16 protein-coding genes are annotated in these 26,277 nt (G+C 45.5%); 11 read left to right on the top strand and 5 right to left on the bottom strand.

The window, feature by feature from the left end:
- Together C7475_RS05625 and C7475_RS05620 are read right to left on the bottom strand one after the other, a co-directional pair.
- Positions 1–5,765, bottom strand: a 5,765-nt coding sequence (locus tag C7475_RS05625) for an alpha-2-macroglobulin family protein (RefSeq protein ID WP_199236172.1), incomplete at its 3' end; no start/stop codon positions are given.
- 237 nt (positions 5,766–6,002) lie between these two features.
- Positions 6,003–11,678, bottom strand: a complete 5,676-nt coding sequence (locus tag C7475_RS05620) for a carboxypeptidase-like regulatory domain-containing protein (protein WP_146217479.1) — start codon at positions 11,676–11,678, stop codon at positions 6,003–6,005.
- Between the two features lie 142 nt (positions 11,679–11,820).
- Between C7475_RS05620 and C7475_RS05615 the strand changes: the two genes are divergently transcribed.
- From C7475_RS05615 to C7475_RS05595, 5 genes are all read left to right on the top strand, one after another.
- Positions 11,821–12,342: a helix-turn-helix domain-containing protein gene (locus C7475_RS05615; RefSeq protein ID WP_370445408.1), complete on the top strand. Its 522-nt coding sequence runs from the start codon at positions 11,821–11,823 to the stop codon at positions 12,340–12,342.
- A 91-nt stretch (positions 12,343–12,433) separates the two neighbouring features.
- Entirely contained in the window at positions 12,434–14,680 is a 2,247-nt protein-coding gene (locus C7475_RS05610; protein WP_110052030.1) for a heavy metal translocating P-type ATPase, read from the top strand.
- A gap of 13 nt (positions 14,681–14,693) precedes the next feature.
- Positions 14,694–14,903: a heavy-metal-associated domain-containing protein gene (locus C7475_RS05605; RefSeq protein ID WP_110052028.1), complete on the top strand. Its 210-nt coding sequence runs from the start codon at positions 14,694–14,696 to the stop codon at positions 14,901–14,903.
- Between the two features lie 143 nt (positions 14,904–15,046).
- Entirely contained in the window at positions 15,047–15,418 is a 372-nt protein-coding gene (locus C7475_RS05600) for a hypothetical protein (RefSeq protein ID WP_110052025.1), read from the top strand.
- Between the two features lie 68 nt (positions 15,419–15,486).
- Positions 15,487–16,029, top strand: a complete 543-nt coding sequence (locus tag C7475_RS05595) for a hypothetical protein (protein ID WP_233259768.1) — start codon at positions 15,487–15,489, stop codon at positions 16,027–16,029.
- A 501-nt stretch (positions 16,030–16,530) separates the two neighbouring features.
- Here the strand turns inward: C7475_RS05595 and C7475_RS05590 are convergent.
- A complete protein-coding gene (locus C7475_RS05590) occupies positions 16,531–17,142 on the bottom strand; it encodes a hypothetical protein (protein ID WP_110052023.1) in 612 nt (203 codons plus the stop codon).
- Positions 17,143–17,550: 408 nt separating this feature from the next.
- Between C7475_RS05590 and C7475_RS05585 the strand changes: the two genes are divergently transcribed.
- The 5 genes from C7475_RS05585 to C7475_RS05565 all read left to right on the top strand — a co-directional run bounded on the left by C7475_RS05585 (position 17,551) and on the right by C7475_RS05565 (position 24,336).
- Positions 17,551–19,530 (top strand): alpha-L-arabinofuranosidase C-terminal domain-containing protein, encoded by a 1,980-nt coding sequence (locus C7475_RS05585; RefSeq protein WP_110052825.1) that lies wholly within the window; start codon positions 17,551–17,553, stop codon positions 19,528–19,530.
- A gap of 223 nt (positions 19,531–19,753) precedes the next feature.
- On the top strand, positions 19,754–21,094 hold the full coding sequence (locus C7475_RS05580; RefSeq protein ID WP_110052020.1) for a TolC family protein: 1,341 nt from the start codon (positions 19,754–19,756) through the stop codon (positions 21,092–21,094).
- 16 nt (positions 21,095–21,110) lie between these two features.
- On the top strand, positions 21,111–22,367 hold the full coding sequence (locus C7475_RS05575; protein ID WP_110052017.1) for an efflux RND transporter periplasmic adaptor subunit: 1,257 nt from the start codon (positions 21,111–21,113) through the stop codon (positions 22,365–22,367).
- On the top strand, positions 22,364–23,113 hold the full coding sequence (locus tag C7475_RS05570) for an ABC transporter ATP-binding protein (RefSeq protein ID WP_110052015.1): 750 nt from the start codon (positions 22,364–22,366) through the stop codon (positions 23,111–23,113). The genes C7475_RS05575 and C7475_RS05570 overlap by 4 nt, the downstream gene beginning before the upstream one ends.
- Positions 23,114–23,115: 2 nt before the next feature.
- Positions 23,116–24,336 (top strand): ABC transporter permease, encoded by a 1,221-nt coding sequence (locus tag C7475_RS05565; protein WP_110052012.1) that lies wholly within the window; start codon positions 23,116–23,118, stop codon positions 24,334–24,336.
- Between the two features lie 7 nt (positions 24,337–24,343).
- Here C7475_RS05565 and C7475_RS05560 read toward each other — a convergent pair whose 3' ends face one another.
- Together C7475_RS05560 and C7475_RS05555 are read right to left on the bottom strand one after the other, a co-directional pair.
- Positions 24,344–24,892, bottom strand: coding sequence for an HD domain-containing protein (locus tag C7475_RS05560; protein WP_110052010.1), 549 nt, complete (start codon positions 24,890–24,892; stop codon positions 24,344–24,346).
- A complete protein-coding gene (locus C7475_RS05555; protein ID WP_110052007.1) occupies positions 24,892–25,230 on the bottom strand; it encodes a four-helix bundle copper-binding protein in 339 nt (112 codons plus the stop codon). The genes C7475_RS05560 and C7475_RS05555 overlap by 1 nt, the downstream gene beginning before the upstream one ends.
- A gap of 119 nt (positions 25,231–25,349) precedes the next feature.
- Here C7475_RS05555 and C7475_RS05550 point away from each other — a divergent pair, with 119 nt between their 5' ends.
- Complete coding sequence (locus C7475_RS05550) at positions 25,350–26,240, top strand: S-adenosyl-l-methionine hydroxide adenosyltransferase family protein (protein ID WP_110052005.1); 891 nt, start codon at positions 25,350–25,352, stop codon at positions 26,238–26,240.
- Positions 26,241–26,277 lie beyond the last annotated feature (37 nt).

The following is a 26,277-nucleotide window of genomic DNA, read 5'->3' as shown; positions in this document are numbered from 1 at the left end:
CCCATAAATACCGGAAAGTATTGCATTTCCGCTTTAGCCGGATTCAGATGATAACTCCCTGAATACCGCGGCAATAAAGAAACATTAAAGGTATGTGTACCAGGGCTTAACTGGCTGCAGAAAATACTGACCCTGTCTTTAAAATGTTCCCTGTGCACTTCATTATTTGCCCATGCCTGTGATTTATCGTTGTAAGAACAACCTGCAGGAATAGGAATTTCGATCAGCACATAGTCTGCCGTCTTCTGCACCTTCACCTCAACTTTCAACGTAACAGGAACACCGGCTTTAAGATCTGTTTGCGTAGTGCCATTGACACTGAAAACACTCGATACGTTAAACAGCCCGGACACCTTCTCCGGCTGCGTATTAAAGAACTGCTGATACGCAGTGAAATAAACTGGTCTTTTCCCCTGTTTGCTGATGTTGATCTTCTCTGTATACGTCAGTGTATCGGTATAAGGGAATTGGGTGATATGACGGCCATTGATATCAATTGCTGCCGGCCCATGAGATTCGTCTTCCAGTACATCGGGCAGGATGGTTTCCAGGATAAGCGCCGATTCATACGTATTTCTCCAATGACCGTCTTTTCGCTGTTCCAGGAAGTAACCTCTTATTTTCTGTAGTAATGGTTCGTATCCTCCAGCTTTGCGAAGCAGCTTGTATACCTGCAGCGTCTTTTGGATGCTGTTATCGAACAGATGATAACTTTCGCTGCCCCAGTAAGCATTACCGAATACCGTGTTCTTTTCACCGGCAAGGATAGCAGAGAAGTTCACAGGTATGCCGGCCTGCTGTTGGAGCATTGCCAGCCTAATAGTGTCATACCCGGACTTGCCTGACCGTGATATAATGCTGTCAACACCTTCTTTATAACTGATATTCGCACCAAGCTTGGCAAGCAGCAACATGCACCCGATGCGGTCTTCTTTTTTGCCGCTGTTTAACTCATCAACAAAATAATCAATGGCTACCTGTTTATTGAAACCCGTCTTATATCCCTGATCTTCCGCCATCAGTAAGGATTCAATGACATGCCGGGATATCCAGACAGATACGGGTGAGTTCTCCCACCATCCCCAGAGGCCGTTTTTCTTCTGCTGATCAAGTCGTTTTAGAATTTCTTTAATATCATTATCTTTTTTGAAATCTTTTTTCAGATATGCAGCTACCTTCTTTTCCAGGAGATAGGTCTTTAATTTAGACGCAAGTTGTTCATTACATAGGTATCTGTATTGTTGTACCTGTTCAATTTCGTTCATTAATACAGGCATTATGGCCGATTCTACACGTATCATTACCGGATCGGGGCGTTTGTACTGATAAGAGAATGACGTATCATTGTGGAGCGCAACGAACATGCCCGTCGTTTCGGAAGTACCTCTTCGTATCAGTGGAATTTTACGTTGTTCTCCATCCATATATCCTTCCTTATTGACTACATACTTGAAGCCTACACTATCAGTTCCCCTAATGTACACAGGCGTAGTATCAATAAGTGCATTTTTAAAAATGATGGGATGGCTAAAATATGTACTGTCATTCACACTGAAAGTATGCACCCCCCTGATACTATCAGGTGTGTAGTTCAATGCTTTACTAATGATATGAATGGTGTCTCCCGCTACGGCAAATGCAGGTAGGCCAAGATTGCCGCTAAGTGTTTTGAAAGAGCGGATCTGTATCTTTCTCATACCCACCTGTTTCTTGTCTGTCATCGCTATGGCGTAAGCGTCCCAGCTGGTAATGTCATCCGGAAAAGTGACCTTAAAAGAAGCGTTTCCATTTTCATCAGTTTTCAGCCTGGGCTGCCAGAAAGCATCGTCCCGGAAATTTGCGCGGAGACCACTTCTGGAAGATAATTCCCGCAATTCATCCTTGCCCCGGTCACCGGACTGTCTGGTTGTAACAATAAAAACTCCAAAGGCGGCTCTGGACCCATAGATCGCATTGGCATCAGCATCTGTCAGTTTCGTAATACTTTTGACACTTCCTTCGGCAAGGTCATTAAGTGTTCCTTCGAAAGGCACACCATCTATAATGATCAAAGGTCCGGTGACAGGTGGCAGGCTGTTCCTGCTCGCTATCTGAGGTGCACGGAGATGGGGAAGCACTTCTGTTCTCAGACGAGTGGCATTACCGGTATTATATCTTTTCGTAGTAAAGCCGTAAGCAATGATTACGGTTTCTTTTAGTTGCATGACAACATCTGTCATGGTAATTTTATAAAATTTGTTTTCATCCAGTGGCTGCTCCGTAGGACTAAAACCAATGAGTCTCGCTTCCAGATATCCTTTATCCGTCGTAGATAACTGAAATCTGCCATTTGCATCAGTAGTACATCCGTAAATGGTGCCGCGTAAGGTGACGGCTACACCGGGGAGTGGATCTCCCTTACTATCCAATACGATTCCACTGACCAGTCTTTTTAAACTTGCCCTGGTAAGTTTTCTTTTGTTGAAGCTCTCCGCTATCCGGTTCCGTTGATAATCCGAGATCATATATTTGGCGTCAGCTATATCCTTGAGCTGCTTGTCAAGCTCAATACTCATGCTGTCTTCCGGTAAGATATGTATGCTATCAGGCGCATAATAATGCAAATGGTCTTTTTTGAGAAAGAGGCTGTCGGTGATAAAATACCTACGATCGGTGAGTAATACCACAAGTCTGTAGTAGCCGGTATCGAGATCGCTGAAATCCTGCTTTGCGCCATTATATGATTTTACATAAGAGGGGTTGTCATAACGAAAGAAGAGTAATTGAAGGATTTCGCTGGTTAACATAAGATCAGACTGCGCCAGGTCAACTACCAGTTTAGTATTTACAGGTAAAGGCTCTTTTAGTTTAACCAGGTCATTTTCTTTTACGTTATTGAGTTGGAGTAAATGTATTAAACTGTCCGCCATTTTATCAGACCATGCCATTGCAGAGAGAGAGGTGTCTGTGTTATAACGCCTGAGGTCTTTATAGTCCGGAAATGTTTCCTGGAGCTGTTTTTGTTTGATCAACCCCTTGTTGATTTCAAAAGAATATCCTGGCTCGGGTGTGAAATCCTGGACAACACTATCTTTAACAATCAAAGACGCCTTATTGCCGGTAAGTGGACCTGCAATGTATTCAGCTTGATAAGCATAGTGATTCCGTTTCCCTATATTCAGCCAGAGCAGTTTTTCATCCTGCCTGATATACGCCCCATAGTCGCGGAAAGTATTTAGCACGCGTAACATATACTTGTTTATCCTGGTCAGCTCGGACGGCGTCAGTTTAGTAGGCATTGCCTCCACAAGTACATATTTTTTATTGATGGCGCTGTCTATGCTGATAAAGGTTTTCAGACCAGCAGGGATTGTCATGTTAAAAGACAGACGTTGGTGTGCTGTTCTCAGGGTTATATTATGGTCGCCCGGACTTACACGGATACTGTATCCCTGTAGTGGATCTGCAAAACTACAATACCTGGGTATTTCATCAACATAAACGATATGAACCGGCTGCAGACTTCCTCCTGAAAAAACAAAAGGCGCTATTTGAGTGACCGTATCTAAAGCGGGTTCTCTGTAGATGAAGAAAGGGGATGGGTGCGTAAACTGAAAGAACAACAGGCTGTCCAGCCCCATTTTCCCTCTATATTTTTCCCAGTCTATGGCTAACGCCTTTCTGAGGTCTTCCTCTTCTTCCAGTTCCTCCAGGTCAGTGTAACGAGGCGACTGATACCATTTCCTTTTTTGGAAACGCGGCAGAAAATCAGGTATTAATGGCTCATCAGCATTAAACTTGCTGGTATGGGCATACATCGTCAGGTCCGCATTAGCCACCGGTTTGAGGTACTTATCTTTTACATTCAGGCTGACCTTGGTGGTTTGTCCGGGATAGATCTCCTTCGGTGCGCTCACTGAGATGTCCAGTTGATTGCCCGGGTCCGTAAAATACACCGAATCTTTCTTTAGTACCCCGTTCCATATATAGTTGGTGCGGAGTTCATATTGTTCTTTATGTTGTGTTACGGCTTTCCATGTTAGCCTGTTTGTATATCCCCGTTCGAGTACTTTGTTGCGTTCAAAGATCCAATACCAGAAGAATAATTTTTGAGGATTCTTTATATCTGCAATAACTGTATCATTTGCCCAGGATATATCATATTCAAGCTGACCATCATCTTCATCAGGGAAATACTTGTCTTCAGCATACTCGTTTTTACATATGTACACAGAAGCAAAGGGGTTTATTTTTACAGCGCCGGGCAAAGTAATGGATGCTGTCTCAATTGTATCTTTATTATCATTCAAACCGCAAATATACGCGCGTTGCGCAGTTTGCGATGCGCCATCAGTTGTAATATATAGACTATCAGCATCTTGACTGAAAATAAATGGATTTTTATTTTTGTAAGTGTATTCCCGATGAAGCGTAAAGGTGCGCGTTTCGTTATTGCTGTTCGTAAATATACAGTTGATACTATATTTTAGATCTGCCTTAGGGAATATACTATCGGGTATCAGAATCTTTGTTTCTCCTACCTGATCCATTTGCCCGGAATATTGCCAGAGGGTATCAGGAATGGACATGCGCTTTTCGTAATATTCTATAACCTTTTCACGGATAACAAACATCGTTATACTTCCATCCATCACAGGAAGGTTGTTTTCGTCTTTCGCCTGACAGTATACAGCCATCTGTTGCTTACTACCATGGGATTTTCTGTCCGTTCTCGCCTGAAATGTCAGCGAATGCAGTTCGTACTCTTCTGACCTGAATGCCCCTTTTTTTAATACTGGTCTTTTCGCTGCATACTCGTCGATGTCAACCTTGCCATCAAAATTTGCCTTGTTATATTTTCGGCTGTCAGTGGTCTCTAATGTTACCTGATAGTCTTTATCCAGCGCGAGGTCCAGGTCTGGGGAACATACAAATTCGTAGGTATAAGCGCCGGGTGAGTATGGCGCAAGGTTTGTAAGAATTGTGTCAACATCAAAGTCCTGGTCAGACAATCTAAGTAATAGCGGCTTATTGACAGGTGTTCCTTTTTCGTCAGTAATAAAAGCCTTTAATTTAACCGTATCGCCCGGCTTGAATTTGGGCTTGTTAAACACGATGTATCCCGGATGTTTTTTTTGATATTGAGCAGCGACAGAGTTGCTATAATGTTTTTTGTAATATTTACGTTGTTTCGGACGGTATTTCAGATACCAGATCATGAAACGAAACGGGTAACTGGCCCGTTGACGGATAGTTCGTTTTCTTTCGCTTTTGGTCTGCGCCAGCGTGAAGCAGTTTAATACTCCCTGATGATATACTTGCAGTATCCCGCCTTTCTCATATTTTTCCAATCTGTAGGAGTTTGCCTTTGCATCATATTGCAATGGATACTTTCCCATCCGCATGTCTGCTGTTTTTACCGGTTCCCCTTTTTCGTTATGCAGGATTATGATGAGGTCTCTCGCATTATGCAGTTGTTTCATGCATACATTGGGAACGGGAGTGAATACCGTCTGGAGCTTATCATTTTCTGCATATACCCGAAGATAGTTGCCGGGTGGAAAATGCCCAGGGGGCTGATTGTCGTGGGGAAATGAGTCTCTCAGCGTATGCAGGAACGACGCATTGACTTTGTGTATCCCATAAGTATAGATCTGCAATGTTTCATCGTTGCTCAGTTCATATAAATATTCATATACACTGGAACGGCGGCTTTGGGATAAATTGTGTTGTGCACCTGCTGTAAAATATACCAGCAGGCACAATAACAATGGCAATTTTTTCAAACGTAAAGTGCTTAAAATATAAGAATTGCAAAACGTTGTCCCTATCCCGAAGATAGGGGAAATATGAATAGGTTCATTTTATCGCATCTTAAATTCTTTTCAATACCGGTGCCTGCACAAACGAACCCAATGCCAGTATTGGGTTCGTTTGATAGTACTATCTTCGGTTTGTCCTCCCTGCGGCCGTTCGTGATAATTGCCAGTCAGATGTAAGAGCAACTGTCACGATCATTGTGATTAGTGAATATTCACTTTCTTCAAAGCCTCCCTCCCCATAAATACCGGAAAGTATTGCATTTCCGCTTTAGCCGGATTCAGATGATAACTCCCTGAATACCGCGGCAATAAAGAAACATTAAAGGTATGTGTACCAGGGCTTAACTGGCTGCAGAAAATACTGACCCTGTCTTTAAAATGTTCCCTGTGCACTTCATTATTTGCCCATGCCTGTGATTTATCGTTGTAAGAACAACCTGCAGGAATAGGAATTTCGATCAGCACATAGTCTGCCGTCTTCTGCACCTTCACCTCGACTTTCAACGTAACAGGGACCCCGGCTTTAAGATCTGTTTGCGTAGTGCCATTGACACTGAAAACGCTCGATACGTTAAACAGCCCGGAAACCTTCTCCGGCTGCGTATTAAAGAACTGCTGATACGCAGTGAAATAAACCGGTCTTTTCCCCTGTTTGCTGATATTTATCTTCTCTGTATGTGTCAGTGTATCGGTATAAGGGAACCGGGTGATATGACGGCCATTGATATCAATTGCTGCCGGCCCATGAGATTCGTCTTCCAGTACATCGGGCAGGATGGTTTCCAGGATAAGCGCCGATTCATACGTATTTCTCCAATGACCGTCTTTTCGCTGTTCCAGGAAGTAACCTCTTATTTTCTGTAGTAATTGTTCGTATCCTCCAGCTTTGCGAAGCAGCTTGTATACCTGCAGCGTCTTTTGGATGCTGTTATCGAACAGATGATAACTTTCGCTGCCCCAGTAAGCATTACCGAATACTGTGCTCTTTTCACCGGCAAGGATAGGAGAGAGGTTAACTGGTATGCCAACACGCCTTTGAAGAATTGCGAGCCTGATGGTGTCATACCCTGACCTGCCCGAACGGGCTATAATGCTATCTATGAATGCGTGATAGTCTATCTTCGCTTCAAGATCGATCAGTAATTCCATACAGCGAATGCTGTCATGTTCTTTGCCGCTGTTCAATCCATCAACAAAATAGTCAATGGCTACCTGTTTATTGAAACCCGTCTTATATCCCTGATCTTCCGCCATCAGTAAGGCTTCAATGACATGCCGGGATATCCAGACAGATACAGGTGAGTTCTCCCACCATCCCCAGAGACCACTTTTCTTCTGGCGGTCCAGTTTGAGCAGTATGGTCTTAATATCATCCTCTTTTTTGAAATCCTTTTTCAGATAAGCAGATAGTTTCTTCTCCAGCAGAAAGGCTTTTAGTTTGGATGCCAGTTGTTCATTACAGAGGTACTTATAGCGTTGCACCTGTGCTATCTCATCCATTAATACAGGTAGGATCGCTGATTCCGCATGTAGCTGCAGCGGCTCCGGATGCTGTGGCATGTATGTAAAAGAGGTATCGTTGTACAGCGCAGCAAACATACCGCTGGTTTCCTCAGTGCCTCTTCTTACTACAGGAATTTTACGTTGTTCTCCATCCATGTAACCCGCTTTGTTCACTGTATATCTAAAGCTCACACTGTCGCCGGCACTTATCATTACAGGTACACTATCAATAAAGGCATTTTTAAAGCTGATGTTCGCTGTTTTATACAGGCTGTCATTCACATAGAAGGAGTGGGTGGCAGCAATAGTATCCTGTGTATAGTTCAGCGCTTTGCTGATCGCAAGAAGAGAGTCTCCTTCTACTGCAAACAATGGCAATGCAAGGTTACCGCTCAGCGCTTTATAAGAGCGTATGAACATCCGGTTGACCCCGGATTGCTGTTTGCCATTCATGGCGATAGTATAGGTTTTCCAGTTGGTGATGTCGTCCGGGAAAGTGACATTAAATGAAGCATTACCATGCGCATCGGTCCTTAATCTTGGTTGCCAGAAGGCATCGTCCCGGAAGTTGGTACGAAGACTGTTTGCCGGAGGTGTCGGTAATTGATCAGTATCTGCGGCGCCTTCTGTCGCCAGATCATTTCCATCGAAGGTCGCAGGTGTATAGCCCATGGCGCCTGGCGCTGTAGTTATTTTCACACCTGCTGCCTTACCGTATAAGGCTGATGCAAAGTTAGTGGCGCCAGCGGCAGCGATCTGCTCTGATGTGATGGTGCTCACCGCATATCCAAGTGATTTCTGCTCTCTTCGCACTCCCAGCGCAGTTACAACTACTTCCTGCAAAGCCTTGGTATTTTCTGTCAGCGTAATCGTGTAAAAATCATCGTTTGTCAGCGGCTGGTCTAATGATTCGAAACCAATGTACCTTATAGATAGCGTGCCTTTAGGCGTAACATGGAGCGTAAAGTTTCCTGCAGCATCTGTAGATGTCCCCGATTTACTGCCGCGTAACAGAATGCTGACACCAGGAAGGGGATCGCCGTTCGCATCAACTACTTTGCCGCTTACAACCCTCGTTAGCTGAGACGGATGTATAAGATCAGTATTGAAGCCTTCCGCTATTTCCCGCTTTCGTGCATATATATTCCAGTTGATATATCCGTAGCTGGCTGTTTCGCGCAGTTGCCGCTCCAGACGTATAACCGGGGTGTCCTGTTTTTGGATACTGACTGTATCAAATGTATAATAATGCTGATGATCGTCTTTCAGCAGAATGCTGTCTTTAGTGAAATACCGGCTGTGAGTCAGTAATACCAGCAATTTATAATAACCGCTTTCTAAATATTGAAAGTCCGTTGTCAGCCCTTTGAAAGACTTTACGTATGCGGGTTCATCATACCTGAAGAACAAAAATCCCAGTACGTCCGTAGCCGGATTAATGTCCGGATTGTCAATGCGGATGGAGAGGCGGCTGCGGTAAGTTTTTTGATCCCTGGTAAGGGGGATGACATTTTCATTCCTGAGTTTATCGTCCTGTTGCGCTCTTAGTGTACTGTCGATAGATTTTTCCGTTAACGCCAAAGCAGAAAGGCTGGTATCCGGTCTGTAGTGATCAAGGTTGTAATATGGCCAGGGCTTTATTTCTTTCTGTTTTATCAATCCGTGGTTGATCTCAAAAGAATAACCTGCTTCAGGTGTGAAATCCTGCGAGAAATAATCCTTTGCCACTAAAGTTGCATTGATACCAGTTAGCGGGCCAACTGTATAATAGTAATAGCTGCTCTTGCGGAGACCATCAGCATCCAGGTCATAGAGGCGGTTCTGGTGGCGTATATAAGCAGAGTGGCCACCGAAAGTATTGATCAGGCGCAACATGTACCTGTCCGCACGACTCGTCTCCAACGGCGTAAGCTGTTGCGGCATGGCTTGCACAGACACATTCACCTGGTGAATGGCACTGTCAATACTAATGAAGGTCTTTACGCGGTCAGCTATGACCTGCTCCATGGTGATCTGCTGATACGCCGTACGCAGGCTTATTTTGTGTTTGCCCGGAGACACCCTGATACTGTACGGCTGTACCGGGCTGGTCATGCTGTAATAGACAGGTACTTCATCCACATATAAAATATGCACAGGTTGTATGCTGCCACGTGCGATCACAAATGGCGCTATCTGCGCTGAAAGATCTTCTGTAGGCTCTGTATAGGTGAATACAGGAGATGGGTGCGTAAATCGGAAGAACAGCAGGCTGTCAAGGCCCATTCTTCTGCCATATCGTTCCCATTCGATCGGCATTGGCCGGGCCCCGTTCGGAGTAGGAAGTGTTTTTAATAATTGATAGAACTTTTCTCTTTTGTAAGGCGTCGTGAAAAATGGAATTGCAGGAACATGATCATCCGTAAATTTGCTTGTATAGGCATATGAGGTCACATCAGCATGTTCTACCGGCTGTTGATATTTATCCCTGACATTCACTGTAATTTGTGTGGTCTGCCCCGGATAAACAGTTCTGGGAGCATCTACGGTGATGTTCAGTTTGCCGCCCGGGTCTTTAAATGCCAGCGGCACATTATGCATAGTGCCCTTCCAGATATAACTCACATGTAATTTGTATTGTTTGTTATGCAGCGTGGATGCCTGCCAGGTTAAGGTGTCGCCGTAACCGCGAAGCATGATCTTTCCCTGCCCGGAAATAGTATACCAGAAGAATTGTTTATGCGGATTGTCTACATGTACAGTAACAGTGTCATTACGCCAGTCTGTTTTACAGCTGATGAAATCGGGGTCACTGGTCAGTGTATAACTGTCTTTTTCATTTTTGCCTTGTACTTCATATGATGATACAAGTGGGTTTATCTTAATAGCAGCGGGCAAAACTTTTACATAAGTATCAATCGTATCATGTCCCTCATTCAGGGCATATATACGTACCTTGTCATTCGTTCCGCCACCGCCTGAAGCAATATACAGACTATCTGCCTGCATATTAAAAGTAAATCTGCCCCTATCGTATCGATATTCCTGTGACAGCCTGTCTGTCTTTCGTTCGTTATTACTGGTCGTAAGGATACACTCAATTTGATAGAACAGATCTGCTTTCGGAAAGATGCTGTCAGGTATTGTTACCTTCGTTTCTCCGATAACGTCAACCGGACCGCTATATCGCCAGAGGGTATCGGGAACAAGCAGGTCTTCCGAATAGCTTTTTTTTACTACTGGTTTTGTAAGATATAATTGTATCTGGCCGTCCATAACAGGCAGGTCATTTTCGTCTTTTGCCTGTAAATAAACAGCTGCTGTTTCCCGGCTTGTATGCAAAGCTTTATCGGATCGCGCATTGAAGGTGAGGGTATGTAGCTCGTATTCTTCCAGTTCAAATTTACCACGTACCAGGATCTTGCGCTTAGCCACATATTCATCCTCATCAAGATCACCTTCGTAAGTTGAAAGGTCGTACTTGCGACTATCAGTTGTCTCAAGCGTTATCATATAGTCGTCATCCAGCAGCAGACCCAGGTCAGGGGTTAATACTACCTCATAGCTATACCCTCCGGGACTGTAAGGACTTAGCGTAGTAAGAATGGTATCGGTGGAATAATCTCTGTCAGATATACGTAACAACAATGGCTTGTCCACCGGTTTTCCTTTTCTATCCGTTACATAGGCCTTTACTTTTAAAGTATCTCCAGGTTTGTAAATGGGTTTGCTGAATACCATATATCCCCTGTATTCCCGCTCATATGGGCTTGGATTGTACCAGTTGTTATAATAATCTCTCCTGCTTCCCCATAGTTTGCTGCCTGCAATAATTATCTTCCGCTTTATCCGTCTGAGTGGATTTACTTTATAGTAGTAGCCGTCCCTTGTTAAAGGGATACAGTTCAACATGCCTTTGTAGTATACCTGCAGCAGGCCCGGACGTTCATATTTACTAAGCAGCCATGCCGACGACGATGCATCAAAACCCAGCGTATGTCGTCCGATCTTTATCTTCGCGTCTTTTATCAGATTCCCTTTTTGATCATGCAGAATGACCACAAGATCATGGTTATTGTCAGCGAGTTTCACGTATACATTAGGTACCTGTAGAAAAACAGTTTGCAGCTGATCGTTTTGCGCATATACTCTCAGGTAATTGCCCGGTGGAATGTTGGCAGGCACTCCTTTATCATGAGGAAAGGAATCTTTCAGGGTATGCAGCAGTGAAGTATTGATCTTGCCCGCACCATGGGAGCTGATCTCCAACGCCTCTTCATTACTGAGTTCATAAAGATATTCATACACACTGGTACGGCGTCCCTGGGATAATGGATGCTGAGCGCTTGCCGTAAAGGATGACAGCAGGAGCAGCAGCAATGCTAACTTTTTCAAAGGTATAAGGATTAAAATATTGAATCAACTATGCCCCAAGATAGACGAAATATAGATAAGTTCATTTTATCGCCTAACTTTGTCCCTTTAATTCCGATCAATGCATCTCTTTATAAAAAATATGGTTTGTAACCGTTGTATCATGGTAGTACAACAGGAACTGGATAAACTGGAGATCCCTTACTCCAAAGTAGATCTGGGTGATGTTCAGCTGGAGGAAACACCTGCTCCGGAAAAGCTGGAAGCACTTGGAACGCAATTGCATAGCCTGGGTTTTGAATTACTGGACGATAAGAAAACGACCCTGGTTGAGAAACTGAAAACGGCTATTATCCGCCTGATCCATGGCAATGAGAATGAAACGCTCAATACGAAATTGTCTGTCTACTTGCAGGATGCACTACAGGTTGATTATCATTATCTTTCTACACTGTTCTCTACTACAGAAGGCCTTACCATCGAGAAATACGTGATCCTGCAACGTATCGAACGTGTGAAGGAGTTGTTACAATACGATGAGATGAACCTGAGTGAAATAGCCGATAGTCTTGGTTATAGCAGTGTGCAGCATTTGTCCCAGCAGTTCAAGAAGATAACAGGTTTGACGCCAACAGGGTACAGGCAGCTGAAAGAGAACAACAGGAAGCCGCTCGATAAAGTATAACATTACATGCGCCCATAATTATATACATATTCCCCATCATTCTATAACAATCCTTGTTTGAGACGGTGGTAGCTTTGTGAAAAGATCGGACATGGCTACAACAACCGGACATATAATAAAAGAAACATTCCCTGTACTGGAAATGAGTTGCGCGTCCTGCGCAGTCAGCGTGGCCACCATGCTGCAGTCTACACCCGGTGTACAGGAGGCTTCCGTCAATTATGCTGATCAGACGGCCCGCGTGGTATACGATGGCGATAGCGTAACCCCCGTATCATTACGCAATGTGATCCGTAGCATTGGTTATGATCTCGTCATAGAAGAGCATAACCGTGAACAGGTGCAGGAACAGGCCCAGCTTGACCACTACAGGAGCCTGAAGAAAAAGACAATTGCCGCTTTAATATTATCAGCACCGGTCGTAGCGATCGGTATGTTCTTCATGGAGATACCATATGCAAACTGGATTATGCTGGTACTATCCACTCCGGTTATTTTTTATCTCGGCAGACAATTCTTCATCAATGCCTGGAAACAGGCCAGACATAGTAAAGCCAATATGGATACGCTGGTAGCGTTGAGTACGGGCATTGCCTGGATCTTCAGTGTATTCAATACACTGTTTCCTCATTACTGGCATGCACGTGGTTTACATGCGCATGTATATTTCGAAGCAGCGGCAGTAGTTGTAGGGTTTATATTATTAGGCCGTTTGCTGGAAGAAAAAGCAAAATCAAATACATCCGCAGCCTTGAAGAAGTTAATGGGTTTACAGCCCGCTACTGCGTTCGTAGTAGCTGCTGATGGTATAAATACCAAAGAGGTGCCGCTTAGCGAAGTACAGGTAGGTGATATGCTCGTAATAAAACCAGGCGCCCGTATTCCGGTGGACGGGCACGTCGTAGACGGCTCTTCCTGGGTAGACGAAAGTATGATCACAGGCGAGCCTGTGCCCGTGCTGAAAGATGCGGGAACAGCTGTATTTGCAGGTACGATCAACCAGAAAGGCAGTTTCCGTTCCCGGGCGGAAAAGGTAGGCGGAGATACCGTGCTGGCCCAGATCATCCGCATGGTAAAAGAAGCGCAAGGCAGTAAAGCGCCTGTTCAGCAACTGGTAGACAAGATCGCAGGTATCTTCGTTCCTGTCGTAATAGGCATCTCACTGCTCACCTTTGCCATATGGATGCTGGCAGGTGGAGAGAACGCCTTTACACATGGGCTACTGTCTGCAGTAACAGTATTGGTAATTGCCTGTCCCTGTGCCCTGGGTTTAGCTACGCCTACTGCCATCATGGTGGGCGTTGGAAAAGGAGCAGAGAACAACATCCTGATAAGAGACGCGGAAAGCCTTGAACTGGCGCATAAAGTAGATGCTGTTATTTTGGATAAAACAGGCACTGTTACAGAAGGTAAGCCACTTGTCAGCAGCAGCTATTTCCTACAGACTGGTAATGAATTGGCCGAACTCCAGCGTATATTACTTACAATGGAAATGCAGTCGGAACATCCGTTGGCGACAGCCATTGTAAAAGAGTTGCAGGATAAAGGAATAACACCGCTTCCGGCGGAACAGCTGGAAAAGGTGGAAAGCATCACCGGTAAGGGCATACAGGCTTATTACAACGGGAAGCGTTATCTGGCCGGTAACATGGCCATGATGACGGAAAAGGGAATCCAATCTGAAAGAGAGATCGCCGGCAAGATCACCGAATGGCAGGATGCCGCGAAGACCGTTATCTGTTTTGCGGCTGAAGACCGCCTGGTAGGTATTGTGGCGATTGAAGACAAGATCAAGTCCACATCAGCAGCAGCCATTGCCGCCCTGCAGGATAGCGGAATAGCTGTTTACATGCTGACGGGCGATAATGAGCGTACTGCGGAGGCCGTGGCAAAACAAGTAGGAATAATTAACTACAGGGCAAGTGTATTGCCTTCAGATAAAGCTGCATTTGTGAAAGAACTGCAGCAGCAGGGCAGGGTAGTTGCCATGGTAGGGGATGGGATCAACGACAGCCATGCACTGGCGCAGGCGGATGTCAGCATCGCGATGGGCAAAGGATCGGATATCGCTATGGATGTGGCCAAAATGACGCTGATCACTTCCGATCTGAATGTGATACCCAAAGCGCTGCGCTTGTCCCGTAAAACGGTCTATACCATCAGGCAGAACCTCTTCTGGGCGTTCGTCTATAATGTGATCGGCATTCCTCTGGCGGCAGGCGTATTGTTCCCGGTAAACGGTTTCCTGCTCAACCCTATGATAGCAGGAGCTGCGATGGCGTTAAGTTCAGTATCGGTAGTCAGCAATAGCCTCAGATTAAAATGGTCAAAAATCTAAATAACATATAAGCATGGAAACGCAACAATTTAAGACGAATATCAAATGTGGCGGTTGTATCGCTACGGTAACCCCTTTTCTGAATGAAGCTGCCGGCGAGAATGCATGGAAAGTGGATACAGCCGCGCCGGATAAGGTGCTGACCATTTCGGCAGACAAGATACCTGCGGAAGCGATTATCAGGGCAGTGGAAAAGGCGGGTTATAAGGCAGAGAAATTATAATCGGAGAATAGTTTTTTAGTGTTTTACCGGGCTGGCACTTACCAGCCCGGTTTTTTTATAAGGGCAGCTGGAATTGCTACTGATGAGCGGTATAATAATTGCTATACAAAAACGTTATTTAACCGGACAGTAAACCCAGGCATATGTTAAACTCCACCTGGAAAGTATTTAAACAGCCTGCCAGCAAGATATCAGGTCTCGGTATCCTGGCAGGCATTTTAATCAGCAGCAGTTGTATAACCGCCGACCGTGGCTATAACCCCGCTCCAAGAGCAGGGGCGGAATACCGGTTTGAAGAAGGTTTGAGGAAGGAAAAGAAACCCCAGCATCTTTTCGATAAAAAGACCCGTAAAGAAATGGCAAAAATGGGATATCCAACGGGAGAGTCCAATGCAGCTGCCGAGGAAACACGAGAAAGCAAGGCCGCCGCGACCGCTCCGAAACCTGATACAAAAACGGTAAAGCCCACTGATAGTTTACGTATGGATTCCGTCTATAAAGTCCGTCCACAATAACCCTTTTTACCCGTTTGTTCGATTTAATGTGAATTAATTACATTTGTGGAAATTTTAAAATATCCTCTATGTTAAAGACCTTGTACACCGCTGGCCTTTTCATTGCCGCCACCTGCATGTTCGGCAATACGGCCAAAGCTCAATTGAAAGGATTCAGCATTGGCCCATATGTTGAAACCGGCACCCCGGTTGGGGACTTTAAGGAAACCAATAACACTGGTTTTGGTGGAGGCCTGAACGCCGACATCAAACTGATCGCAGGATTTGGTGTGACGGGTTCCGCAGGTTTTATGTATTTCCCGGGCAAGACATACCAGACACTGAACGAAAACAATCAAACCATCAGTATAAAGGGAGAATCCCTGAAAGCACTGCCGGTAAGAGTGGGTTTGAAGTACAAATTCGGCTTCCCGCTGTTATACGTGAAAGTTGAAGGCGGTACCGCTACATTTGTAGGCGGCGAAGGCGACCATTTCAAAGGTACTGCAGCTATCCTGGCGCCAGGTCTGGGTATCCGTTTCCTCGGACTGGACGTAGAAGCCAAATACGAAGCCTGGTTTAAGAACAGTACTCGCGGTTTCTTCGGTCTGAAAGCCGGTTATAACTTCTAAGAGATCCCATATTTTATTTAAAGCCGTCTCATGGAAAATGAGACGGCTTTTTTTATGTATAGATCAATAAGTCAAAGAACTGTCTTGGAAACGCCCAAGCCCCGGTTGCTGGTACGTTTCCTCGATTTATTATGCAATATTAGGGAAGATTCTAAAGCGGTTTTGGACGATGTATGCAGGACGCAAAATCATGTATGCAGGACGCAGAAACGTGTATACAGGACGCAGAAATGTGGGGATCAAATTTTAAAGTTGCATTGCTGGTGAGGGTTTCGATATTTTTTATCGTCCGAGCTTTCTTTCTGGTTTTGATACCCATTATACAAGGGTCATACAAGGCTTAACTTACGTTCATCTTACGTTCAAAGACGTAGGATGAACGTAAGTTAAGCCTTGTATAAACCTTGTATGATGGGAATTTAATGAGCAAAAAAAGCCGCCTCATACATGAGGCGGCCCCTTTGATTTTTTCGACCTGTAATAACGTTGTTGTTCACTTTTCTACCGCTTAGATGGCTTCTTCGCTTTGGAAGTATCAGCCGGGCTTTTTACAGTAGTGTCTTTAACCACTGCTGTGTCGCGTTTTGTTGCAGCTGTATCAGCTGTAGCGGTTGCAGTATCCAGTTTCGCTGCGAAACTGGCTGTGTCCCTGGCAGTCGCTGTGTCAGCCTTCATGGTCGCTGTATCTGCAGATTTAAACGCCGCTGCAGTATCTGCTTTGAAAGCAAAGCTGGCGGTGTCTTTGAAAAACGCAGTGTCTTTTGCGAAATGGAAGCTGGCAGTGTCTTTGCCGAAGGCAGCCGTATCACTTACGAAGGCAGCTGTATCTAACTTAAAGTTAGCAGTGTCTCTTACGAAGTTGGCTGTGTCCAGTGAGAAATTAGCCGTGTCTGCTTTGAAGTTAGCCGTGTCCAGTGAGAAGTTAGCTGTGTCCATTGCAAAGTTAGCCGTGTCTGGTGCAAAGTTTGCCGTATCTCTTACAAAGCTGGCAGTATCCAATGCAATGTTTGCGGTGTCCGCATTTGTCGTCATTGCATTTACTGCGTTAGTCTGAGTCAATACGAATGCTCCCAGGCCAGCCATGAGGCCAAATCTCAATAATTGCTTTTTCATGGTTTTTCAATTTAACTGGTTAAAAAATAAAAGATCAATAAAAGATGGTTGAGTACCATTTCAACCAAAATCTTGCGAGAATACTCTAAGGAAATGTTAAAACGATTTTAATTCTTTTTAATTTATTGATTTACATAACATTATGAACTTTTTCTTATTTGAGTAGTTTTGATGATCTGCCCGGATCTTACTGGAAAAAGTAAGAAGGGAACAAAGCCACTTTGTAGACAGGTAGTAACAATTCCGGGTACACGCTTTCACAGTTTTCTACCATCACATGTATATACATAGGTGTTCTTTTGTCCATTTCAGGTATCTGTCTAATTAAATGTCATTCTAACACAAAAAGTAGTTGTAAATGTTTGGGATATTGATTTTTGGATGTATATTGTTGTAACAATTCCCTTTATGAAAACAATTCTTAATCTTATAGCGGCAGGATTGCTGTCGCTGTCAGGCAGCACATCTTTTGCGCAAACCATCACATTAAGCGTGAACAAACCACAGGCAGCCGTACAGCCCACCATGTGGGGGATCTTCTTTGAAGACATTAACTTCTCAGCTGATGGAGGTATCTACGCAGAGCTCGTAAAGAACCGGTCCTTCGAGTTTTCACAGCCACTGATGGGCTGGAAGGAGGCCGGCAAAAAAGGGGCAGGCAATATCCTGATCGTTAACAGAGGTAATGAGAATCCCGCTAATCCGAGGTTCGCACACTTAACAGTGCTGGCCGGCGACAGCTCCTACGGTTTGTTCAATGAAGGGTTCAGGGGAATGGGCTTCAAAAAGGACGGACGCTACAATTTTTCCTTCCGGGCCAGGACTACGGAAGGCAATCCCACCGGAAAACTCATTTTAGTGGACGAAAACGGGGCGAATATCGGAGAGGCGAATATCGCACCAGCCGGGAAGGAATGGAAGCAATATGCGGCCTCTGTGACCGCTTCCCGTACAGTTGCCAAAGGAGGATTAAAGTTGCTGTTCTCCGGTAATGGCAGCCTGGATATTGATATGGTATCCTTATTCCCGGAAGATACCTGGAAACAGCGTCCCGGCGGTCTCCGGAAAGATCTGGTACAGTTACTCGCAGATCTCCATCCAGGGTTCGTTCGTTTCCCTGGCGGATGTATCGTGGAAGGCCGGGACCTGGCTAACCGTTATCAATGGAAAAAGACAGTAGGGAAAATAGAGGACCGCACACTCATCGTTAACCGTTGGAATACAGAATTTGCACACCGTGCGCCGGGCGATTACTTTCAGAGTTATGGTCTCGGCTTCTATGAATATTTTCAGTTGTCGGAAGATATAGGTGCAGCACCATTGCCCATACTCAACTGCGGCATGGCCTGCCAGTTCAATACCGGCGAGGTGGCTGCAGATGATGATGTATCTCAATACATCCAGGACGCAATAGACCTCATCGAATTTGCGAATGGCAGTACCGATACGAAGTGGGGTAAATTAAGAGCCGAAATGGGACATCCAAAACCTTTTGATCTTAAAATGATCGGTGTTGGTAACGAACAATGGGACAGTCAGTATATAGCCAGGTACCAGCGTTTTGAACAGGAACTGAAAACAAAACATCCGGAGATAAAACTGGTGTCAAGCGTAGGACCTTTCTCAAGCGGTGAGCGCTTTGAATATTTATGGTCAAAGCTGCGGCCGTCAAAAGCCGATTTTGTAGATGAACATTATTATATGCCGCCGGAATGGTTCCTGAAAAACAGTAACCGTTACGACAAATACGATCGCAAAGGACCGAAGATCTTTGCCGGCGAATATGCGGCACATATCAAAGTGTCGAAAGAAAATGACAAGGAACAGGGAGAAACACGTAACACCTGGGAAAGTGCATTGGCAGAAGCCGCGTTTATGACAGGTCTTGAAAGGAATGCTGATGTAGTGCAGATGTCATCTTATGCACCGCTCTTAGCGCACGTGGAAGCATGGCAATGGCGGCCTGACCTGATCTGGTTCGACAACCTGCGTTCAGTAGGTACGCCTAACTATTACGTGCAGCAACTCTTTGCAAATAATAAAGGCACACACACCATTCCTGTCACAGTGAATAATCTGCCGTTAACAGGGCAGGAGGGAGTATATGCCAGTGCCACGATCGATCAGCAGGACCGGAAGATACTATTGAAGATCGTTAACACCACTGATAAAGCAACGAACTATAAACTCGCATTGACAGGGGCCGTTACTGCAGGTAATGCAGCTACGCAGCAGGTATTGACAGCAAAGAGTAAAGGAGATTTTAATTCGCTGGATAATCCCGGTGTTGTGAAGCCCGTCGAACAACCACTGAAGGCAGGAAAGAATAATGTCGACGTTTCGCTGGCGGCAAATTCCCTGAACGTGATCACGATACCCTACAAATAAACAGACCTTAAGAAAATATTAAAAACGTATGCACGAAATGCATACGTTTTTTATTGTAGAAAAGACATATACCCAACTATTTATACGATTCTGCTGTTATTATGCCTGACCATCAGGCTTAACCGGGCTTCAATAGATTTTAAGGCATCTTTAATGCTGCTATGCCCGCTGTGGCACGCTTTTTAGTCTTTATCTGGGACCGGTTCTCCGGAAAAGCAAGTATATGTTCAGCAGATACATACTCTTTTTGATCTTCATCTTCAGGATTATTCCTTTATACGCACAGGATAGTACCGCCCTGCCCGGGCAATTACCTGCGAAGTGGGACTTACAGGCCTGTCTCGATTATGCAAAGGCAAACAATATTACCCTGAACAGCTTCCGGCTAAACCGGCTAAGCACAGAACAAGACCTCGTACTTTCAAGATCGGCCGTATTGCCTAATCTCTCAGCAAGTGTTTCGCCCACTTTAACACACAGTAATGCAACAGATAATAATACTGGTAACCTGAGATCAGGCACCCGCCTATCTGGAAGCACTTCCGTTAATTCTGCCGTTACTTTATATAACGGAGGTTTTCTAAGGAATGATATCCTGCAAAAAGATCTCCTGGTGAAGGTGGCAGGCCTGGACCTCGCTGCAGCGGAAAATGATATCACCCTACAGATCACAGAAGCATATCTGAATATTCTGCTGGCTAAAGAGAATATCGTATATGTACAGGATGTAGTCGCTACATCGCAGGCCCAGGTACAGCAACAGCAAGAGTTTTATGATGTAGGCTCAGTAGCGCTGAAAGATCTCATACAACTGCAGGCCCAGTTAGCAAACGATAAATACACACTTGTCACTGCACAGAACCAACACCGCAATTTTGTGCTGGTATTGAAACAATTACTACAACTTCCTACAGAAACGTCTTTCGCAATTGTGGAGCCGGATACGCTGATGGGGTATGCCTTGCTCACGCCATTATTGGATGCGCAGAAAACAGCATTGTCAGTAAGGCCGGAAGTAAAAAGCAGTGAGCTGGGCGTACAGGTAGCGGAACTGGACGTAAGGAAAGCAAGGGCGGGTTATCTGCCCGCGTTGACTGCAGGAGCGGGTTTGGGTACTAACTATACTGGCGTTGACAATAATACTTTTCTAAAGCAGGCAGACAATAACTTCTATCAGCAGGTAGGGTTGACTTTATCAGTCCCGATCTTTAGTCGCCGGGTGAATAGAGTAAATGAAGAGAAAGCAAAGATAGGGGTAGAACAGGCGGAACTCACCTTGCAGAACACACGGCTAAACCTCACGCAGGCAATAGAACGGGCGTATATCGATGTGTTGAACGCACAGGGGCAATATGATGCGGCCGTGGAACAGCTGCGTTTTACGCAGGAGAGTTACCGTATAGCAAATGAACAGCTGAAAATAGGCGCAGCCAATACCGTTGAAGTATTACAACAAAAGAACCTCTATGTACAGGCCATGCAGGCATACATCCAGGCGAAATACAGCGCTGCTTTATATGTCAGGATATATGATTTCTACAGGGGCGTACCCGTTAAGTTATAGCATAAAAAAATAACGGATGAACAGGAAGAAGATTATAACGATAATATTGGTGCTGGTGGCCCTGTCGGCCGTCTGGTATTTCTTTTTCAGGAAGAAGGAGAATCCCGTTGTGATCACCACGCAGAAGCCTTTTTATGGCCATATCTCCACCAGTGTAACGGCTACGGGTGCAGTACAACCTGTAGATACCGTGGCAGTCGGCACACAGGTATCAGGGATCTTGAAATACATTTACGCTGACTTCAACTCGGAGGTGAAAAAAGGGCAACTGCTGGCAGAACTGGATAAGGTATTACTTCAGGCTGAAGTAGACCGTAACAGGGGCCAGGTGGCAAATGCACAAAGTCAGCAGGTATACCAGGAAGCCCAGTTCAAACGGCAGGAACAGCTGTATAAAGTTGGCGCTATCAGCAGGGCTGATTATGATAATGCGAATTTCCTGTATAAGGCCGCTATAGCCAGTGTGGAGAGTGCCCGGGCCTCTCTCAGAACTGCTGAAAGGAACCTGTTCTTTACAGAAATTTATTCTCCGATAGATGGAGTGGTGCTGAACAGAAGTGTGAGCGTCGGACAAACAGTTGCTGCCAGCTTCAATACGCCGACCTTGTTCGTGATCGCTAAAGATATTACCAAAATGCAGGTGCAGGCCAGTGTAGATGAAGCTGATATAGGAAATGTGCGGGACAGTCAGCGGGTGTCATTTACCGTTGATGCTTACCTGAATGATGAGTTTGCGGGAAAGGTACAGGAGATCCGCCTGCGGCCTTCTGTTTCAGCTAACGTGGTGACGTATACGACGATTATCAGTGCTAATAATGATGACATGAAACTGAAACCCGGTATGACGGCCACCGTCACTATCTATACCGCAGAAAGGGACCATGCGCTGTTAATCCCTTCCAAAGCACTGATGTTTAAACCTGATTCGGCGTTGTCGAAGAAGTTTAAACTTATTTCTATTGCTCCTCCGGCAGCCGAACGTCACAAACGTGCAGTGCCCGTGACCGGAGGCGATCGCGATACCACAAGACGTTTAACGCATGATAAAGGGAAGAATGCTGAAGCAACGAACTATGTATGGGTGCAAAGAGGAGATACGTTGTTACAAAAGAAAGTGGAGATCGGCCTGAATGATAATACAAGAGCGGAAGTATTGTCAGGATTATCACCCGATGAAGATGTAATAACCGGCATGCAGGAAGTAACTGATAAGAAGGCTGCAGGTAGTGGCGGACAAGCCAGTCCTTTCATGCCGCAAAGAAGGAGACGATGAGCAAGAAGATCCTCGAAATACAGAACATCAAAAGGGAGTTCCGCATGGGAACGGAAATTGTGCGCGCACTGAAAGGTGTTTCCTTCGATGTATTCGCGGGCGAGTTTGTGACCATTATGGGCAGCAGCGGCTCTGGAAAAACAACCCTGCTGAATATACTGGGATGCCTGGATAAACCCACAGAAGGCAATTATCTGCTGGATGGCGTGAACATCGGGCAACAGTCCCGCAATGAACTGGCGCGTTTACGTAACAGGAAGATCGGGTTTGTATTTCAGGCATACAATCTGCTGCCACGTACATCAGCACTTGAGAATGTAGAACTGCCTTTACTGTATAACATGGAGATCAGCCATGAACAACGCAGGCAACGGGCAGTACATTCACTCGAAGCAGTGAAGCTGGGCGAGCGGCTTGGACATACGCCTAATCAGTTATCCGGCGGTCAGCAACAACGTGTGGCCATTGCCCGTGCACTGGTCAACGAACCCGTGATGATACTGGCGGATGAAGCGACCGGTAACCTCGATACACGCACATCTTACGAGATCATGGCCCTCATGCAGGAGTTGAACCAGGAACAAGGCAAGACGATCGTATTCGTTACTCACGAACCGGATATCGCAGCCTTCAGCAGTCGTACCGTGATGCTGCGCGATGGAAAGGTGGTAAAGGATACTGTCAATGAAAATATACGTTCGGCTAAAGAAGCGCTGGCGGCCCTGCCTCCGGCAGATGACTATTGATTATGAATATTCTTAACCTCATACGGATCGCATTAAAAGCCTTACAGCGTAATAAACTGAGGGCGTTCCTTACCATGCTGGGCATCATCATCGGTGTGGCAGCTGTTATTGCAATGGTGGCAATCGGACAAGGCTCCAAAGAAAGTATCCAGTCACAGCTTTCCAGCATGGGGTCTAACATGATCACCATTCTGCCCGCCAGTAATGTGACCGGTGGCGCAAGGTTGGGAGGCGCCAGTGTGCAGACGCTCACTATCGAAGATGTAAAGGCCTTGCAGAAACAGGCGCTTAATATCAGCGCTATTTCACCTGCGGCTACATCCAGCGGACAATCCATCAACGGCGCATTAAACTGGCCTACGAGCATACAGGGCGTAAGTCCTGCGTATCTCGATATCCGCAAGTGGACTTTGCAGGATGGCGTGGTATTTACAGATGAAGATGTAAGAGCTTCCGCTAAAGTCTGTTTGCTTGGACAAACCGTTGTAAGCAGCCTTTTCCCGAACGGAGAGAATCCGGTAGGAAAGATCATCCGTTTCAATAACATACCTTTCCAGGTGATCGGTGTACTGGCGGCGAAGGGACAGAGCTCTTTCGGACAGGACCAGGATGATGTCATCCTGGCGCCTTATACTACCGTCCAGAAACGTATTCTGGCTACGATATACTTCCGTACGTTGTATGTTTCTGCGGTAAGTGAAGCCGCTACAGATGCAGCCACAAAAGAGATCACTACCATTCTGCGTAAATCTCACAGGCTGCGCGATGCAGACGAAGATGATTTCCAGGTAAGGACAATGGCGGAACTGATCAGCACATTGAGCTCTACCAGTAATCTGCTTACCATACTGTTGACCGCTATTGCCGGCATCTCTCTCGTTATCGGCGGGATCGGGATCATGAATATCATGTACGTATCTGTTACAGAGCGTACACGCGAAATAGGGCTGCGTATGTCCATCGGTGCGAGAGGCATTGACATCCTCATGCAGTTCCTCATAGAAGCGATCATGATCAGTATTACCGGAGGATTGATAGGAGTGGTGCTGGGCGTTACATCTGCAAAGCTGATCACTTACTTCCTCAACTGGCCGACGCTGGTGTCGGAATCCTCTATTATTTTGTCTTTTATGGTATGTGCGCTGACAGGTGTTTTCTTCGGATATTATCCGGCGCAGAAGGCCTCCCGACTCGATCCTATAGAAGCTTTACGATACGAGTGATCTTGCCTTACTTCACCTGTTGAAGGAATTTGCTGACAGTAGCCGTTGCCTTCTCACGAAGTTCGGGGTTGCCCCTGTCCATCACCTTTAACAATACCCGGCATTCGTGCAGGAACTTGGGCATGAAGTCGGAAGATGAATTGGCAATATCCAGGCAGTTATCAATAATATCAGCGTATTTGATCGTTTGTGCAGCGGCGCTTGTCCTGCTCATCCGTTCAGCTTCAGCTTGTTTGCGCTTTCGCCTGTTCCACTTCGGATAATCTTTTTTAATGTACACATCGGTCAGTTCCACAACGAGCGACAAAGTCCTGAAGGCTTCATCTGTTGGCATTACGCCCCATAACCAGGAAGAAAGATCATCTTTTGTAACGGCAGTATCTTCCAGTACATCGTGTAGTAAAGCCGCCGATAGTACCGGAAGATCTGACGTATAATCCTGACAAAGCTGCATCACTCTGATGGGATGCATGATATAAGGTTCATCTGCAAACTTCCTTTGCTGATCCCCATGCGCCTGTCTGGCAAATTCCTCTATATTGGCTAATATGTCCATCAGGATACAAGCATTTTTCTACAAGCTTCAGCACATTGTTTACAGATCTCCGCACATTCCTGGCAATGTTCGTTGTTATGTTTACCACATTCGGCGGCGCAGGCTTCACAGATATCTGCACAAACAGAACAAAGCTGGACAGCGTAACTGCTTCCCATGCTCATCAACTGTACAGCCGCATAACAGGCAGCCGCACACTCCATATCCAGCCGGATGCAGCGGGCCATCATCGTTACATCCTTTTCCTGCGTACAGGAAGAAGCACAATGATTACAAACAGCTGCACAGCGTAAACAAGCGTCAATACAATCTTTGTAGAAATGATAACCGGTGGTCATGTGTTAAGTATTGGTGGTTTAATAATAAATTGTTCCCAAAAGCATTTACCCCAAATACCGTACAAATTTGAACAAGCATACTCTGCCGATATTGAAAAGGAATTTGCTAATTTGCAGGAATGAAACACACATTCCTTTTCCATTGTTTGATCTTTATGTGCTTTTCCGCTTTTGCACAGCGGCATGCACTGGTCTTTCAGACGGACTTCGGATTAAAGGACGGGGCTGTCGCCGAAATGAAAGGCGTAGTATACACCCTGTCTCCCGACATAGAAATGTTCGATCTGACGCATGAGATACCAGCCTACAATATCTGGGAAGCAGCTTACCGGCTGCAGCAAACCGCACCTTACTGGCCGGCGGGTACTGTATTTGTATCTGTAGTAGATCCCGGTGTTGGTTCTGAACGCAAATCAGTAGTACTGAAAACAAAAACAGGGCATTACTTCGTGACGCCCGACAACGGTACGCTTACGCTGGTAGCCAGGCAGATGGGCATCTCTGAAGTCAGGGAGATCGATGAAGCAGTGAACCGCAGAAAGAATTCCGGGGCATCCTATACTTTTCATGGCAGGGATGTTTATGCCTATACAGCAGGCAAACTGGCGGCGGGTAAGATCACTTTTCAGCAGGTAGGACCGAAGCTGGCCGATTCAGTCGTGAGTATCGGTTTTCAGATGCCTGTATTTTCCGGTAACACTGTAAAGGGGAACATTCCGGTGCTGGATGTGCAATATGGAAATATCTGGACGAATATCGATCAGCAAACCTTCAGCAAATTGAAGGTGCAGCCGGGCGATCTCCTGAAAGTGACCATCTATAAAGGCGCTGAACAGGTGTATAGCGGTACGATGCCATTTGCCAATACTTTTTCTGCCGTACCCGAAGGAAAAGAACTTGTTTATCTGAATAGTCTGCTGAATGTATCGTTTGCCCTCAATATGGGCGATTTCGCCACCACACATCATGTGAAAAGTGGGCCTGAATGGAGTGTAGTGATCAGCAGATAATGCCGGTTTTTACCTAAATTCGCCGTTCGTTTTTTTA

The sequence above is a fragment of the Chitinophaga sp. S165 genome (genome assembly GCF_003182155.1).
GTDB lineage: Bacteria > Bacteroidota > Bacteroidia > Chitinophagales > Chitinophagaceae > Chitinophaga.
Note: the sequence above shows the minus strand (reverse complement) of the source record. Positions and strands in the feature narration are given on the sequence as shown.